Annotated in this window: 11 protein-coding genes and 1 pseudogene; 7 read left to right on the top strand and 5 right to left on the bottom strand. The window is 72.0% G+C overall.

What is annotated here, in order from left to right:
* Positions 1 to 206: 206 nt before the first annotated feature.
* Both ACYVD5_RS14890 and ACYVD5_RS14885 read right to left on the bottom strand, forming a co-directional pair.
* On the bottom strand, positions 207 to 1,430 hold the full coding sequence (locus ACYVD5_RS14890; protein WP_461001628.1) for an acetyl-CoA C-acetyltransferase: 1,224 nt from the start codon (positions 1,428 to 1,430) through the stop codon (positions 207 to 209).
* A gap of 61 nt (positions 1,431 to 1,491) precedes the next feature.
* Positions 1,492 to 2,646, bottom strand: a complete 1,155-nt coding sequence (locus ACYVD5_RS14885) for an SGNH/GDSL hydrolase family protein (protein WP_461001663.1) — start codon at positions 2,644 to 2,646, stop codon at positions 1,492 to 1,494.
* Positions 2,647 to 3,055: 409 nt separating this feature from the next.
* On the opposite strand from ACYVD5_RS14885, the gene ACYVD5_RS14880 reads away from it, so the two are divergent.
* Both ACYVD5_RS14880 and ACYVD5_RS14875 read left to right on the top strand, forming a co-directional pair.
* On the top strand, positions 3,056 to 4,423 hold the full coding sequence (locus tag ACYVD5_RS14880; protein WP_461001627.1) for a cystathionine beta-synthase: 1,368 nt from the start codon (positions 3,056 to 3,058) through the stop codon (positions 4,421 to 4,423).
* An 86-nt stretch (positions 4,424 to 4,509) separates the two neighbouring features.
* Positions 4,510 to 5,260, top strand: a pseudogene (locus tag ACYVD5_RS14875) (acyltransferase); the annotation flags it as partial.
* Positions 5,261 to 5,280: 20 nt separating this feature from the next.
* Here the strand turns inward: ACYVD5_RS14875 and ACYVD5_RS14870 are convergent.
* Together ACYVD5_RS14870 and ACYVD5_RS14865 are read right to left on the bottom strand one after the other, a co-directional pair.
* Positions 5,281 to 6,315, bottom strand: a complete 1,035-nt coding sequence (locus ACYVD5_RS14870; RefSeq protein WP_461001626.1) for a lysylphosphatidylglycerol synthase domain-containing protein — start codon at positions 6,313 to 6,315, stop codon at positions 5,281 to 5,283.
* Positions 6,316 to 6,376: 61 nt separating this feature from the next.
* Positions 6,377 to 7,324, bottom strand: coding sequence for an alpha/beta fold hydrolase (locus ACYVD5_RS14865; protein ID WP_461001625.1), 948 nt, complete (start codon positions 7,322 to 7,324; stop codon positions 6,377 to 6,379).
* 186 nt (positions 7,325 to 7,510) lie between these two features.
* Here ACYVD5_RS14865 and ACYVD5_RS14860 point away from each other — a divergent pair, with 186 nt between their 5' ends.
* The 4 genes from ACYVD5_RS14860 to ACYVD5_RS14845 all read left to right on the top strand — a co-directional run bounded on the left by ACYVD5_RS14860 (position 7,511) and on the right by ACYVD5_RS14845 (position 12,932).
* A complete protein-coding gene (locus tag ACYVD5_RS14860) occupies positions 7,511 to 8,236 on the top strand; it encodes a class I SAM-dependent methyltransferase (RefSeq protein ID WP_461001662.1) in 726 nt (241 codons plus the stop codon).
* A 104-nt stretch (positions 8,237 to 8,340) separates the two neighbouring features.
* Positions 8,341 to 10,968, top strand: a complete 2,628-nt coding sequence (locus tag ACYVD5_RS14855) for a bifunctional FO biosynthesis protein CofGH (RefSeq protein WP_461001624.1) — start codon at positions 8,341 to 8,343, stop codon at positions 10,966 to 10,968.
* A gap of 449 nt (positions 10,969 to 11,417) precedes the next feature.
* A complete protein-coding gene (locus ACYVD5_RS14850) occupies positions 11,418 to 12,047 on the top strand; it encodes an RNA polymerase sigma factor (RefSeq protein ID WP_461001623.1) in 630 nt (209 codons plus the stop codon).
* Between the two features lie 18 nt (positions 12,048 to 12,065).
* Positions 12,066 to 12,932 (top strand): hypothetical protein, encoded by an 867-nt coding sequence (locus tag ACYVD5_RS14845; RefSeq protein ID WP_461001622.1) that lies wholly within the window; start codon positions 12,066 to 12,068, stop codon positions 12,930 to 12,932.
* A gap of 317 nt (positions 12,933 to 13,249) precedes the next feature.
* Here the strand turns inward: ACYVD5_RS14845 and ACYVD5_RS14840 are convergent, their stop codons facing one another.
* On the bottom strand, positions 13,250 to 14,215 hold the full coding sequence (locus ACYVD5_RS14840; protein WP_461001661.1) for a chitinase: 966 nt from the start codon (positions 14,213 to 14,215) through the stop codon (positions 13,250 to 13,252).
* 697 nt (positions 14,216 to 14,912) lie between these two features.
* Between ACYVD5_RS14840 and ACYVD5_RS14835 the strand changes: the two genes are divergently transcribed.
* Positions 14,913 to 16,121: an erythromycin esterase family protein gene (locus ACYVD5_RS14835; protein ID WP_461001621.1), complete on the top strand. Its 1,209-nt coding sequence runs from the start codon at positions 14,913 to 14,915 to the stop codon at positions 16,119 to 16,121.
* Positions 16,122 to 16,127: the final 6 nt, after the last annotated feature.

Here is a 16,127-nt window from a genome sequence, read left to right as displayed (position 1 = left end):
TGGTCTTTTACGGCCCGTTTTGTCGGTCGTCCGTCCCGGTTTCGTCACGCGCAGTTCGCTTCGGTGCCACCCGCGGCGCGCAATTGCGTCCGTGCCGCGGTTGTATGCCGCGGGTGGCGTGTGCAGGAGGTACACCGGTGCGGTACGCCGCACGGACGCTCGCCCCGCCCCGCAGTCTCGCCGCCGCTTCCGCGCGGCGATGGGAATCAGCTCAGCCGCTCGAACACCGCGGCCATGCCCTGCCCGCCGCCCACGCACATGGCCTCCAGGCCGAAGGTCTTGTCGTGGAAGTCGAGGCCGTTGAGCAGGGTGGTGGTGATCCGGGCGCCGGTCATGCCGAAGGGGTGGCCGACCGCGATCGCGCCGCCGTTGACGTTGAGTTGGCCGTCGATGTCGATGCCCAGGTCGTCGGCCGACGGCAGCACCTGCGCCGCGAAGGCCTCGTTGATCTCGACCAGGTCGATATCGCTCATGCCCATGTTCGCCCGGGCCAGCGCCTGGCGCGACGCCGCGACCGGTCCCAGCCCCATGACCTCCGGCGACAGCGCACTGACCCCGGTCGAGACGATGCGCGCGATAGGGGTCAGCCCCAGCTGGGCGGCCTTGGTGTCGCTCATCACGACCACGGCGGCGGCGCCATCGTTGAGCGGGCAGCAGTTGCCCGCGGTGACCGTGCCGTCGGGGCGGAAGACCGGCTGCAGCTCGGAGACCTTCTCATAGGTGGTGCCGCGGCGCGGGCCGTCGTCGGTATCGGCGACGCCGCCGTCGGGCAGGGTCACCGGCGAGATCTCCCGGGCGAAGAACCCGTTGTCGATGGAGCGTTCGGCCCGGTTCTGCGAGCGCACGCTGAATTCGTCTTGGCGCCGGCGCGAGACGCCGCGGACCTGGGCGACGTTCTCGGCGGTCTGGCCCATGGCGATGTAGACGTCGGGCAGTTGGCCGTCCTCGCGCGGGTCGCGCCAGGTCGGGGCGCCGCCCTCGGCGCGTTTGGCGGTGCGTTCCTCGGCGTCGGCGAACGCGGGGTTCTGGGTTTCGGGCAGGGAGTCGCTGTTGCCCTTGGTGAACCGGCTGACCATTTCCACGCCGGCCGAGACGAACACGTCGCCCTCGCCGGCCTTGATGGCGTGGTAGGCCATGCGGGTGGTCTGCAGCGATGAGGAGCAGTAGCGGGTCACCGTTGTGCCGGGGACGGTGTCGAGGCCGAGCTGTACCGCGACGACGCGGGCCAGGTTGAAGCCCTGTTCGCCGCCGGGCAGCCCGCAGCCCAGCATGAGGTCGTCGATCGTCGCCGGGTCGAGCTGGGGGACCTTGGCCAGCGCGGCCGAGATGATCTGCGCGGTGATGTCGTCGGGGCGGATGTCCTTGAGGGAGCCTTTGAAGGCGCGTCCGATGGGGGATCGCGCGGTCGCGACGATGACGGCTTCGGGCATGTCCGCGGCCTTTCTGGTACGAGGCGGTTACCGACCAGTAGGTCGGCTGCGATACCCGACGTTAACCTGTCGCGGAGCTTCCGCTCACCTCCGGGGCCGTATCGGCGGGCGGTTCGCCGGGTTCACCCGGTTCGGCGGGTGTATTCCGGCTGCTACCCGCCGCCGCGGTGGTGCTACCGCCGCCCGCCGACTCAGCGGCCGGCTCGGCGGCCGGCTCAGCGGCCGGTTCTGCGGCGGTCTGCTCGCGCGAGTCGGCACCCCACGGCCGCCGGATGAGCGCGGCCCAGCGGCCCCGCGAACCGCGTTCGCGCCCGCCCACGCGGGCCCGGCTGACCTCGCTGCCTTCGGTCTCGGCCGCTTGGGCGGCGGCGCGGTGCACCGGCAGCACACCCTCGTCGGGATCGGGCTCGGGGTCTTCGGCGGCCGGCGGCAGCAGGCCCAGCGCCGAGCACGCCGAAGGCAGTACCGCGGCGGCGGCGTAGGCGTAGCCCTCGGCGGAGGGGTGGAAGCGGTCGGGGCCGAACAACTCGTCGGGCCGGGCCAGAAAGTCGGCGGCGAGCAGGTTGCCGAGCGATACCGTCCGGCCGCCCTCTTCGACGACCGCGATGGTCTGCGCAGCGGCGAGCTGGCGCGAGGCGCGGCGGGCGATGGCACGCAGCGGCTGGCCGATCGGCTGGATGGTGCCCAGGTCGGGGCAGGTGCCTACGACCACGGCGCTGCCTGCACCGACCAGTTCGCGAACGACCTCGCGCAGGTGGCGCACTGACTCGGCCGGGCGCAACCGGTGGATGACGTCGTTGGCGCCGATGAAGATGACCGCCAGGTCCGGCGGGCGCTTGCGCAGTTTCTCCAACTGCGTGTGCAGGCCGGCCGAGGTGGCGCCGACCCGGGCGACCCTGCGCAGCCGCACCGGCCGGTCGGCGACCGCGGCGATGCCCGAGGCGAGCATGCTGCCCGGTGTGTGGGCGGCATCGGCGACGGCGAAACCCACCGCGGTGGAATCGCCCAGCATTGCGACCGAGACCGGATCGCCCTCGCCGTGGCCGTATACGCCGTTGACCCGGGGCGCCTTCCACTCGGTGAATCCGACCGCTTTCACCGCCAATCGCGCTTGCAGGTACAGCAGGCCGACCGTGGTGGCTCCCACCAGGGTCAACCCGCCGCCACCGAACGCCGTGGCCGTGGCGATCCTTCTGGCGCTTGCCGCGCGCAGCACCATCTCCGCCTCCCTGAATCCAGCGGTGGTCATCGCGACCCGCCGGTCCGGCACTGGGCCGGCCCCGGCCGGTGCGGATCGGCCGGCGCCGCGGCAGTGCTGCCTCGCGACCGCAGCGGGCGTCTTGCGGGTACCCGCTGGAGGAACGGCGGCCCTGCCGATGAATGTTCCCGTTTGCGGAGCCGTTCACATGCTGTGCCTCACAGCGCTTCCGGTGTGTCATCGGGCCTTCAGCCGGTCGGCGGGGGCTACCCGGCGGGGTATGTACCGCATGGCGCACCGCCGGTTTGTCCCGATCGCCGCGGGCGCATTGCGGGTGCGGCCGGTTACAGTCGGGGCAGCGGCCGCCTGCCCCGGTAATGCGGGCGCGGCGGCCGGGCGACGGTGCTGCGGCGAGAGGGGCTCGGCAATGCGGGTGCACAACACGTTGATCGATCTGGTCGGAGACACCCCGCTGCTGCGGCTGAACAAGGTCACCAGCGGGCTCGCGCCCGCGGTCCTGGCCAAGGTCGAGTACTTCAACCCCGGCGGGTCGGTCAAGGACCGGATCGCCCTGCGGATGGTCGAAAACGCCGAGAAGAGCGGCGAGCTGCGCCCGGGCGGCACGATCGTCGAGCCCACTTCCGGCAACACCGGTGTGGGGCTGGCCATCGTGGCCGCCGAGAAAGGCTACCGCTGCGTGTTCGTCTGCCCCGACAAGGTCGGCAACGACAAGCTCGCGGTGCTGCGCGCCTACGGTGCCGAGGTCGTGGTCTGCCCCACCACGGTCGCCCCCGACCACCCCGACTCCTACTATTCGGTCTCCGACCGCATGGCCCAGAGCATTCCCGGCGCTTGGAAGCCCGACCAGTACGCCAACAGCGCCAACCCGGAGTCCCACTACCGCACCACAGGGCCGGAGATCTGGGAGCAGACCGAAGGGCGGGTCACCCATTTCGTCGCCGGTATCGGCACCGGCGGCACGATCACCGGCGCCGGGCGCTACCTCAAGGAGGCGTCGGAGGGCCGGGTCAAGATCATCGGCGCCGACCCCGAGGGCTCGGTGTACTCAGGGGGCAGCGGACGGCCCTATCTCGTCGAAGGCGTGGGCGAGGACATCTGGCCCGAGACCTACGACCCAGCGGTCTGCGACGAGGTCATCGCGGTCAGCGACAAGGAGTCGTTCCTGATGACCCGCCGCCTGGCCCGCGACGAGACCCTGCTGGTCGGCGGCTCCTGCGGGCTGGCGGTGGTCGCGGCGCTGCGCGTGGCGGAGCGGGCCGGGCCCGACGACGTCATCGTCGTGCTGCTGCCCGACGGCGGCCGCGGCTACCTGGGCAAGATCTTCAACGACGAGTGGATGGCCGACTTCGGGTTCCTCGCCGAGGAGACCGAGGAACCCACCGCCGGCGACGTGCTCGCCGCCAAGGGCCGCGCCCTGCCCGAGTTCGTGCACATCCACCCGCACGAGACCGTCGGCACGGCGGTGGCGATCATGCGCGAGTACGGCGTATCGCAGCTTCCGGTGATGAAGGAGGAACCGCCGGTCATGGCCGCCGAGGTGGTGGGCGCCATCGCCGAGCGCGACGTGCTCGACGCGCTGTTCCACCAGCGGGCGCGGATGGAGGAGCCGGTCGAGCAGCACATGGGCGCCGCGCTGCCGGTGGCCGGATCCGGTGAGCCCGTCAGCCGGTGCGTGGAGCTGCTGCAGCAGGCGGGTGCCGTGGTGGTGCTGATGGACGGCAAGCCCTCGGGCGTGCTGACCCGGCAGGACGTGCTGGCCCACCTCTCCGGCTGAGGGGTGCGGCGCGGGCGCGGCGCGCGCGGAAAAGTGGATATTCTGGGGCATCTCCCGATTACCGGCCAGTAGATTTGGGGATGCGGGTGTCACGACTGCTGTCCTGGGTGCTGCGCGGGCTGTGGTCATGGGCGCGGCGCCACGCCGATATCCGCTCCGGCACACGCGCCGCGCGCCGGTTCGCCGCCTACGGCCCGGGGACCTCGATCGCGTTCCCGCCCGCGACCATCTTCGGCGAAGGCTGGATCGCGCTGGGCGCGCACACGCTGCTGGGCGCCGACATCACGCTGACCGCCGGCATGGTGCCCGGCCAGGCCCTGGAATCGGCCGGCCCCCTGGTGCGCATCGGCGACGGCTGCACCATCGGGCGCGGTTCGCACGTGGTGGCCCACCGCTCCATCGAGTTGGGCGACGACGTGTTCACCGGGCCCTACGTCTACATCACCGACCAGAACCACGTCTACGCCGACGTCGAGGTCCCGGTCGGCCGCCAGTGGCCCGCCGACGCCCCGGTACGTATCGAAGACGGCACCTGGATCGGCGCCAACGCCATCGTGCTGCCCGGCGTGCACCTGGGCCGCAACTGCGTGGTCGCCGCCGGCACGGTGGTGCGGCCCGGCGACTACCCCGACCACAGCGTGGTGGCCGGAATCCCCGGCCGGGTGGTGCGCCGCTACGACCCCGAAACCGGCTGGGTGCCGCCGCTGCGCGCGGCCGAGCACGCGCCCGCGGGCGCCGACCAGCCGGCCGGGCTGGACGGCGGCTGGATGGCGGCGCCGCCCGAGGTGTGAGCACACGCCGGCGGCGCCAGGCTCACGCGGGCGGTTCGCGCACCAGCGCGCCGGGAACGGTCCCGCTCATCCTGCAGCGCGGCCGGTGCCGCCGCCGGTGCCCGGGCCGTCGGGTGCAGGCGGGCCGGGCCGCGGTGCCGCCGCCGAGCGTGTCGCCACCAGCGCACCGCCCGCCCACAGCAGGTCGGCGGCCGTCATGATCAGCCGCGAGAGAGCAGCGACGACCAGCGCCGAACCGGGGTCGAGCACCGGCGCCAGGCCCACCAGCAGCACCAACTCGCGCACACCCAGCCCCGCAGGGGCGAAGACCACCAGGATGCCCAGCGTCCAGGCCAGCGCGTAGGCCCCGGCGGCGGCCGGCAGCGCCCTGGGGTCCTGGCCGGCGCCCGCGGCGGCCGCGAGCAGCCACACGTGCAGCGACATCGGCACCCAGGCCAGCAAGGACCAGCCCAGTGCGGCGGCCATGCCGCGGCCCGAAACGTGCTCCAGTTCGGTATCCCGGACCGGCCGCCCGTCTGCACCGCCGCCCGCGGCGCCCCGTATGCGGCGTGCGCGGCGGGCCAGGCGCAGAGTCGCGTGGATGAGCGCGGTCACCACCCGCGGATGCAGCGCCGCCAGCAGCACCGGCGCGAGCACCAGCACCCACCACCACCGCCGCGCGGCATCGGCGCTGGCGAACGGCAGGGTGGCCGCGGCCACCGCCAGGTTCACGGTCAGGGTGACCGCCACCGCGAGCACGGTCGCGGCGATGCCCCGCTGCCGGGGCACCCGGTGGTCGCGGGCCAGCTCCACCTGCGCCACGAACGCCCACACCGAGCCCGGCAGATACTTGCCCAGCTGGCCGAGGAACATCACCCGCGCCGCTGTGCCCACCGGCAGCCGCGAACCGAGATCGGCCAGGACCGCGCGCCAGGCCATCAGCTGCGCACCCAGCCCGGCCAGCGCAGCCAGGGCGGATACGGCCAGGGCCCACGGCGACAGCGCCACCAGCGCGTCGCGCGCCTCGCCCCACCTGCTGTACAGCGCAGCCCCGGCGCAGGCCAGCACGACCGCGACGACGGCCAGGCGCACCCACCGGTTGGCACGAAGGCGGTTCAGCACCCCGCCAGCGTAGCCGCCGCACCGCCCGCCGGCTGCGCTCGCCGCCGCCAGTGGGCCTCACTCATCCGGGTGCGAGACCGCTGAGGAAGGCCTCGACCGCTTCGGCAACGGCCTCGGGGCGGGCGATGTGGGCGGGGCGCGCGGAGTCCAGGCCCCGGCAGGTGCGGTCCCCGGCTCCGGTGGACAGTTCGTGGGCCGCCTGCGCGGCCAGGAACTCGCTGAAGCGGGCGGGGGCGCCCGGGATCTGCGGCAGCGGGCGGCGTGCCACCAGGCTCAGCAGCGGCGCCCGGAGGCCGGCGGTGAGCGTTTCGGTGTCGTAGGCGATCAGGTCGGCGTAAAGCGCCCGCAGCACGCGCGGCTCCGGGCGCAGCGAGACCAGGCCCTGCGTACACACGGCCGAGCGCAGCGCTCCGGATTCCAGCACCCCGCCGGGCAGCCCGAAAGCGCCGAACCGGTAGCTCGCCAGCAACCGGTCGAATACCTCGGGCGGCATCGGCGAGGCCGCCGCCGCCATCTGGTCGACGATGAAGGTGTGGCAGGCCGCGGCACCGGCGGCCGCCGCAGCGGCACCGAGCCCGAGGCGCTCGGTGAGGACCGCGGCCCGCGGCGAGCCGTAGGCGTCGATGCCCACTGCCGCGGTCAGGCCGGTGCGCCGGGTCGCGAACAGCGCGGCCACGGCCCCGCCCAGGTCGTGGCCCACCACCACCGGGGCGCGCAGCTCGAAGTGCTCCACCACGCGCTCCAGGTCGGCCAGGTGGCCTTCGACCGTCGCAGGCCCGTCGCCGGAGCGGCCGTGACCGCGCTGGTCGAAGGCATAGACCGCGCGGTGCGGCGCGAGGAGCGCGGCCACCGGCTCCCACTCCTCCACGCTGCCGCCCAGTCCGTGCAGCAGCACCAGCGGTGCCCGGGGCTGCGCAGCACCGCCGCCGCGTCCGCGCACTGCGAGGGGCGGGGAGCCGCCGCCGCCCTCGATCACGGCGTCCCAGGGCGGCGCTGTCGCCGTTTCCATCGGCTTCCTCCTGCATCGCCCGCAGTACGGGGCGCCGCGCCGCCTGCTCGTCGGCGGCGATTAGCCGTGACGCTAACCAGCGCCGCTGGCGCGCCGCTGACAGATCGCTGATGCCGCGCCACGCGCTGCTGTCGCACCGCCCGGCGGCTGCTCGGGTGCACTCGGCGTAGGCTGTGGCGCGTGGGTATGCCCGATCTCGTCGCCTTCGCCGGTCACCAAGTCCATGTCTGCCGCTACCGCGAGGCCAATGCGCTACTGCGGTGGCTGGGTCCCGATCTGCGCGGGCAGACCGTGCTGGACGTCGCGGGAGGCGACGGCTACTGGGCGGCCCAGGCCCGGCGGCGCGGCGCCAACGCCGTCTCCGTCGACCTCGCGCGCACCAAGATGCTGCGCGGTGCCCAGCTGCGCCACGCCCCCGCGCTCGTCGAGGGCGACGCGCTGCGGCTGCCGCTGCGCGGAGCCTCGGTCGACCGGGTGCTGTCCATCTGCGCCATCGAGCACTTCGACGACGGCCCGGCCGCCTTGGGCGAGATGGCGCGGGTGCTCAAGCCCGGCGGCGAACTGGTGATGTCGGCCGACTGCCTGTCCCGGCGCGAGCGCTGGCCGCACCTGTTCGCCGAGCACAGCCGCCGCTACCACGTGAAACGCACCTACACCCACGAATCGCTGACCGGCCTGCTCGGCGCAGCAGGCCTGGAGGTGCTCGAACACAGCTACCAGTTCCGCGGTGCCCTGGCCGAACGCACCTACCTGTCGGTCTCGGCCCGCGGCGGCCGGGTCGGCTTCAACGCCGCCGCCCCGCTGGTGCCGCTCATCGCGCTGGGCGATTCTCGCAGCCCCAACACCCGCGGCAGCATCGTGCTCATCCGCGCCCGCAAAACGGCCGCCGATCCGGGCCGAGAACAGAGCTGAGGGCAGGCCGAGCATCCGGGCCGCAGCGGTTCCCGACACACCACCCGGCCTATCGGGCGGGGCGGGCTGGGACGGTGCGCGGGTACCGCCGTATCGTGCGGCACATGACTCGTGCTGGAGATGCCGGTAACCGGAGCACCGAACCCGCCCCCGCACCCTCGGCCATGCGCCGCGCGTTGGCCCGTGCCCGCGATGGCAAGACGCTGGACCCGGCCGAAGCCGAGGTCCTGCTGCACGCCCGCGGCGACGACCTGGAAAAGCTGTGCGGCCACGCCTCCCGGGTACGTGACGCCGGCCTGGAAGCCGCCGGGCGCCCCGGCGTCATCACCTACAGCCGGAAGGTGTTCATCCCGCTCACCCGGCTGTGCCGCGACCGCTGCCACTACTGCACCTTCGCCACCGCGCCCGGCCACCTCGACTCGCCCTACCTTTCGCCCGACGAGGTGCTGGAGATCGCCCGCCAAGGCGCCGCAATGGGCTGCAAGGAGGCGCTGTTCACCCTCGGGGACCGGCCCGAGGACCGCTGGCGCCAGGCCGGCCAGTGGTTGGACGAACGGGGCTACGAGGACACGCTCTCCTACGTCCGCGCCATGGCGATCATGGTCCTGGAGGAGACCGGGCTGCTGCCCCACCTCAACCCCGGCGTGCTGAGCTGGTCGGACTTCCAGCGGCTCAAGCCGGTCGCGCCCTCCATGGGCATGATGCTGGAGACCACCTCCGAACGGTTGTTCACCGAGCGCGGCCAACCGCACTACGGCAGTCCCGACAAGGACCCCGCGGTGCGGGTGCGCGTCCTTGAGGACGCCGGCCGCTGCACCGTGCCGTTCACCACCGGGATCCTCATCGGCATCGGCGAAACGATGGCCGAGCGCGCCGACTCCGTCTTCGCCATGCGCCGGGCCGCACGCGAGTACGGCGCGGTCCAAGAGGTCATCGTGCAGAACTTCCGGGCCAAGCCCGACACAGCGATGATGCACCGCCCCGATGCCGAACTGGCCGAGCTGGCCGCCACCGTCGCCGTCACCCGGCTGGTCATGGGTGCAAAAGCGCGCGTGCAGGCACCGCCCAACCTCATCGGCGACCAGTACGCGCTCATGCTGCGCGCCGGGATCGACGACTGGGGCGGGGTGTCCCCGCTAACCCCCGACCACGTCAACCCGGAGCGCCCCTGGCCGCAGATCGATGAGCTCGCTGAGCGCACCTCCGAATCCGGGTTCCGGCTGCGCGAACGGCTGACCGTCTACCCCGAGTACGTGCTCCAGGGCGAGCCGTGGCTGGACCCGCGGGTGGCGGGCCACGTCGCCGCGCTCGCAGAGCCCGGTACCGGCCTGGCCCGCGAGGACGCCGAGGTTGTCGGCCGCCCTTGGCAGGAGCCCGAACCCGGGCAGGTGGCCGGCGGGCGCACCGACCTGCACACCGCCATCGACACAGAAGGCCGCACCACCGAGCGCCGCGGCGACTTCGACGCCGTCTACGGCGACTGGGAGCAGCTGCGCGAGCGCCTGCCCCGCCCGGCGCTGGGCGCCGGTGCGCCGCGCCGTTTCGACCCCGAGATCCGCGCCGCTCTGTCCCACGCCGAGCGCGACCCTGCAGGGCTGACCGACGAGGAGTCGCTGGCGCTGCTGCACGCCCACGGCGAGGAGTTGGAGGAACTGGCGGGCCTGGCCGACGCCGTACGCCGCGACACGGTCGGCGACGCGGTGACCTTCGTCGTCACCCGCAACATCAACTTCACCAACGTCTGCTACACCGGTTGCCGGTTCTGCGCCTTTGCGCAGCGCCGCAGCGACGCCGACGCCTACACGCTCTCCCTGGACCAGGTGGCCGACCGCGCCGCCGAAGCCTGGGAGGCCGGTGCCAGCGAGGTGTGCATGCAGGGCGGCATCCACCCCGACCTGCCCGGCACCGCCTACTTCGACCTCGCCCGAGCGGTCAAGGAGCGCACGCCCGGCATGCACGTGCACGCCTTCAGCCCGATGGAGGTCGTCAACGGCGCCGCGCGCACCGACACTTCCGTGCGCGCGTGGCTGGAGCGGGCGCACGAGGCGGGGGTCGACTCGCTGCCGGGCACCGCCGCCGAGATCCTGGACGACGACGTCCGCTGGGTGCTGACCAAGGGCAAGCTGCCCGCCTCGGCCTGGGTGGACGTGGTCACCACTGCCCACGACCTGGGCATCCCCACAACCTCGACGATGATGTACGGCCACGTGGACACCCCCGAGCACTGGGTCGCCCACATCAAGCTGCTGCGTTCGCTCCAGCAGCGCTCGCTGGAGCGCAACGGGCGGCCTGGCTTCACCGAGTTCGTACCGCTGCCGTTCGTGCACACCAGCGCGCCGATCTACCTGGCGGGGCTGGCGCGCACCGGGCCGACCGTGCGCGAGAACCGGGCGGTGCATGCGCTGGCGCGGCTGCTGCTGCACGGCAGCATCGACAACATCCAGTGCTCCTGGGTGAAACTGGCCGAGGAAACCTGCAGGCAGCTGCTCACCGGCGGGGTCAACGACATGGGCGGGACACTGATGGAGGAGACCATCAGCCGCATGGCCGGCTCTGACAACGGATCGTTCAAGACGATCGGTGACATCCGCGCCCTGGTCGAGCCGACCGGCCGCCCGCTGCGCCAGCGCACCACGCTGTACGGGGAGGTCCCGCCCGAGCGCCGCGAGATCGCCGAGGCCAACGACGGTGTGGCCGCGAGCATCCGCGGGGTGCAGCTGCCCGTCGTCTGATCTGCCTGGTGCCTGGTGCCTGGTGCCTGGTGCCTGGTGCCTGGTGCCTGGTGCCTGGAGGCCGTCAGCCGTCGGCCGCCGCATGCCCGCGGCGGTCGGCGGCCTCCGCCGGGCCGGGTGCCGAGCAGCCGCCCGCTCGGCACCCGCTCCGCAGGGGTCGCGCCCCTGGCCGCCTGCATCCGCGGCCCCGGCCACGGCCCTGTCCCCGGGCGATCCCGCGCGCCCGGTTCGCCGGCTCACACCCGCGCCGCGTCGTGCTGCGCACTCCCGCGAACGCCCGCGCGCCCGCCTGCGCGGCGGTTGTGTACGTCCCGCTGTCCGCGCCGCCGCAACTGCCACACTCGCCTGACCAGGGCCGGTAACGCTTTTTCCCCTTGCCGCCAAGTACCAGAGAACGCAGGGACCGATAAGCAACCGGAAGGCGGCGAGCATGCTGAAAGAGGAGCCAAGTGGCAGGTGACAACACCAAGCGCGCAGGCCCTCGTGAGGCGGCGCGCGACCCCGAGAAATTCGAGGAGTTCTACCGGCGGCACATCGACGCGGTCACGCGGTTCGTTGCGCGGCGGGTCGACAACCCGCATACCGCAGCCGATCTCACCGCCGACGTGTTTCTAGCGGTCATCGACTCCGCGCACACCTTCCGTCCTGAACGGGGCAACGAGTCCGCATGGCTGTTCGGGATCGCGCGCAACGTGGTCTCGGCCGAATACAGGCGGGCCGCGCGCGAGGCCGATACCGGCAGCCGGATCGCAGGGCGCCGGCTGCTGGAGCCCGACGACATCGCCCGCTTGGAGGACCGCATCCTCGCCGAGGACCATGCGAGCCGGCTCCTGCGGTCGATGGCCGATCTACCCGAGGGCGAACGGCAGGTAATCGAGCTGGTCGCGGTCGATGGGCTCACCGTCACCGAGGCCGCCGCAGCGTTGGGCATCCGCAAGGTCACCGCGCGCGTGCGGCTGTACCGGGCGCGCAAGGTACTGAGCGAGCGCGCCCGCCAAACCGCGCAATCCCCGCAGCCCGCGGCACCCCAGCAGATGGCAGCAACCCGCGCGACCGGGGATACGCCGGTCCGGATTTAGGCAGTAGGGGAGAACACCATGCAGGACAAAAAGGCCCGGTTCGAGGACCGGCTGCTCAGCGAACTGAAGAGGGAGGTCGCACTCAACGCGGCCCAGGAGCACCACGCGGCGCGCAGCCAGGACCGATCAGCGCTGGGGCGCCTGGTGACCATGCCGCGCGTTGGCATGGCACTGGCGGGTTGCGCAGCCGTGGCGGCGGGTTTCGTGCTCGTGCCGGGCGGGGGCGCCTCGCCGGCCTACGCGGTCGAGGAGAAACCCGACGGCACGGTGCGGGTAGAGCTGCAGGAACTCTCGCTCGACAAGAGCGAACAGCAGAAACTCGCCGCTGACCTGCGGGACCATGGGGTTGTCGTTGAGATCCGCAACCCCGAAACCGGCACCCGCTGCAACCCTGCGCAGCAGGAGGGCGGCATCACGTTCCTGCGCGGCACCGGGCAGGAAGTCCCGCCGGAGGACACCGCCAATGCCGAGGCCATGAAGGTCGACAAGGCGGAACTTGCCGATAACCCCGAAAAGGGCAAGCCCTTCGGCGGCAAGGACGGCCCTTGGAACATCCTGCTGAAGGGCGATAACTCGCTGGTCATGGAGAACATCGTGCGGGCCGAGGGCGAGCCGCACATTTCCTCCTTCTATGTCGTCAACGGCGCTCCGGAACCCTGCGTCCCGCTGTCCGTCGACGAGGTCAACCCCCTCGGTGCCGAACCCGGCAAGCCGGCAGCGGACCAGCCCGAGTCCGGCGGGTCGCAGGCGGGAGAGACGGACCCGCAGGACACCGAGTCCCTCGACCCGTCGGACCCGGCTGATTTCAAGCCCGGCAGCCCGGCGGAGGAACTGCCGGAGTCCAGCAAGGCGACGGCCGGCGACCCGGATCAGTCCGACCGGTAGGAGCGGGCCGCTAGGAGAGCGCCGGCAGGCGAGAGGGTGCGGCGGCGGGGGATAACCGGATCCGCCGCACCCTCAACGGGGGCCCGGTCCAGGCAGGGCGCCGGGGTACCGGCGGGACCGGGCGGGGCGGTGCATGGTGGGAGGCGGGTGGATTGAGCGGGCAGCCGGTTGGGGCGGGCCGGTGGTGGCGGGCCCGACAGTGGCCGGTCCCGGCGCGGGGGATGCCGGGACCGGCCACCTACTCCGGCAGGGTCAGGGCCGGACACCTCGGCTGCAGTTTGCGCGGCGCGGCGGCTGCGGCCGACCCGCTAGCTGGTTCAGCCGGTCCCGAGCCGGCCGCTGATCGCGTTGGCGAATGCGTAGCCGTTCGTGGCGTCCCAGTTGATCGACCACGTCATCACACCGCCGATCGGCCCGTAGGGCTCGCTCGGGGCGAAGGAACCGCAGTTCTGCCCCTGTTCGAGGCAGTCCAGGGCACGGATCACATTGTCGGGCGACTGGTAGCCGCTGCCTGCCGCGGCAGGGGTGGCGGGCAGACCCAGGCCCACCTGGTCGGGGCGCAGCCCGAGCTCGACCTGGATACAGGCTTGGGCGGTCAGGAAGTCGACCGTGCCGCTGTTGTAGACCTGGTCGTCGCAGCCCAGCATCGAGCCGGAGTTGTAGTACTGCATGTTGACGATGGTCAGGATGTCGCCGATGTTCTGGGCGAGCTGGTAGTACGAGTGGCTCGGGCCCTGCATGTCGAGGGTCTGGGGCGCCATGGTGATGATCAGGTCCGATCCGGCCTTCTCATGCAGCGAGCGCAGCGCCTCTTCCATGTACTGGGCGTTCAGCCCGTGTTCGAGGTCGACATCGATGCCGTCGAACCCGAACTCCTGCATCAGCGCGTAGGCGGAGTCGGCGAAGTTGGCCGCCTGGGTGGAGTTGGTGATATCCACGTGGCCGTTCTGGCCGCCGATCGACAGCACCACCTTGCGGCCTTCGGCCTGGGCCGCTGCCACATCGTCCTTGAACTGCTGGTTGGTGTAGCCGCCCAGCTCGCCGCTTGCGACATCGAAGGTGATGCCGCCGGGGGTGTTCGCCTGGTTGCCGGCGAATGCCACCGCGATCATGTTGTACGAGGACGGCACCTCGCTGATCGGCATGGTGGTCGAGCCGTTGCTGAAATTGTGCCAGTAACCGGTGAGCCACTGGCCCTCTGCTGCGGTCTCGCTCTGGGCGACGGGTTCGACCGATTCGCCCCGCGATCCGGCGAGCATGCCAGGGGCGTACGCCGCCGCCATGCCGAGGGTGGACAGCACGGCTGCGCCGGCCAGCGCGGCCGAGAGCCGCGGGAATCGCGCGAAGGGGCCGGCAAGCCGGCCGCGGCGCGTGTGTCGGGTGTGTCGGGGAGCGTTCACGAAAGGGGGCTCCTTCCAGGTGTCCTGCGTCCGTGAGCGGGGGTAAGGGACGCAAACCCGGTGCATGCGGGCCGGGCTCGCTCTCAGTGTTCGGATCCGCACCTGAAGTGTTAAGAAACCTAAGAGTTCTGCCGTGGCCCGTCAACCCGATCTGGAAGCATTATTTCCAAAAGCGTTGGGTTTTATCCCGGCCGCCGAACGGCTCGCCGGAGCCCGCCCTGGACACGGCCGGGCCTACGGGCGCGACGGCTGTGGTCGGAGTGATGCGGGATAAGCGGCGGGGGCGGCCGCACCCATTGCAGACCGTGACCGGTGGCCGTGAGCCTGCCGGTGCGGGTTTCGCAGAACGGACCGGGAAGCGGGGGGCCGGAATCCGCCGGGGCGCGCGGCAAGCTGGGTGTCGGTTCGGGTGATAGTGCAGAAATGCCCAGATTCAATGCTGGATTTGGGCATTACTGCACTATCGCCGCCCACTGGTCGATCCGAGGCGAGGTCGATAATCGTTTTGAAGCTTCGCTCGCACATGCCTGCCGATACCACGACAAAGTCTCAACCGTTGTTTCAACGATAGCTTGAGGGTATGAAACTTGGTATCGCAGACGCCGCCCATGCCGTCGACCCAGCCACCGTGATGGGGCTGCTCCCGCTCCGGCCGCGGTTGCTCGCCCTCGGCGAGCCCACCCACGGCGCAGACGCTCTACTCGAACTGCGCAACGATCTCTTCCGGAAACTTGTCGAGCAGGAGGGCTACCGGACGATCGCCCTGGAAAGCGACTGCATGATGGGTCTGGCCGTGGACGACTACGTCACCTCCGGCACCGGCACCCTCGACGGCGCCATGGAGCACGGCATCAGCCACGAGTGGGGCGCCTTCGCGGGCAACCGCGAACTCGTGCGCTGGATGCGGGCGTACAACGACGGCCGGCCCGCGTCGCAGCAGGTCCGCTTCGCCGGGTTCGACGGCCCTCTGGAGATCACCGGCGCTGCAAGCCCTCGCCAGGCCCTCACCGCGCTCCGCGCCTACCTCGCAGCCCGGGTCGACTCCGGCCTGCTGCCCTGCACCGCCGAGACACTCGACCGCCTGCTCGGCGCCGACGACCAGTGGACCGACCCCGCCGCGATGCTGGACCCCGCCCAATCGGCCGGGCGGAGCCCCGAAGCCAACGGGCTGCGGTTGCTCGCCGACGACCTGGTGGCCCTGCTGGAAACGCAGGCGCCGCACCTGGCCGCAACATCCGCACCCGAGGACTTGGCCCGGGCGCGGCTGTACGGGCGCACCGCCACCGGGCTGCTGCGCTACCACTACTGGATGGCCGACACGTCGCCGAGCCGCATGGCGCAGCTGCTGGGCGTGCGGGATTCGATGATGGCCGCCAACCTGCTCGCCCTCGCCGACGAACGGGGCCCGACCCTGGTGAACGCCCACAACGCCCATCTGCAGCGAAACAAGAGCTCGATGCGGATGGGCGGCGAGACTCCGGTTGACTGGTGGAGCGCCGGCGCGATCGTGAGCGCCCGCCTGGGCGAGGATTACGCCTTCCTGGCCACCGCCCTGGGCACGTTCCACGACCAGGGGGTCGAGGCCCCGCCCCCGGACACCGTCGAGGGGCTGCTGTACGCGCTGGGGCAGGAGCACTGCCTGGTCGATGCGCGCAGCCTGTCCGCCGCACTCGCCGATGCGGCACCGGCCCCGCGTGTGTCCCCGTGGTTCGGTTATGCGCCCCTGGACCCGGCGTGCCTGGCCGGCAACGACGGGATCGTATTCGTCAAGGACGCCGGGCGGAGCTAGCGCCTT

This window comes from Streptomonospora sediminis, assembly GCF_054778995.1.
The sequence above is the reverse complement of the archived record's forward strand: the minus strand, read 5'-3'. Positions and strand labels throughout refer to the sequence as shown.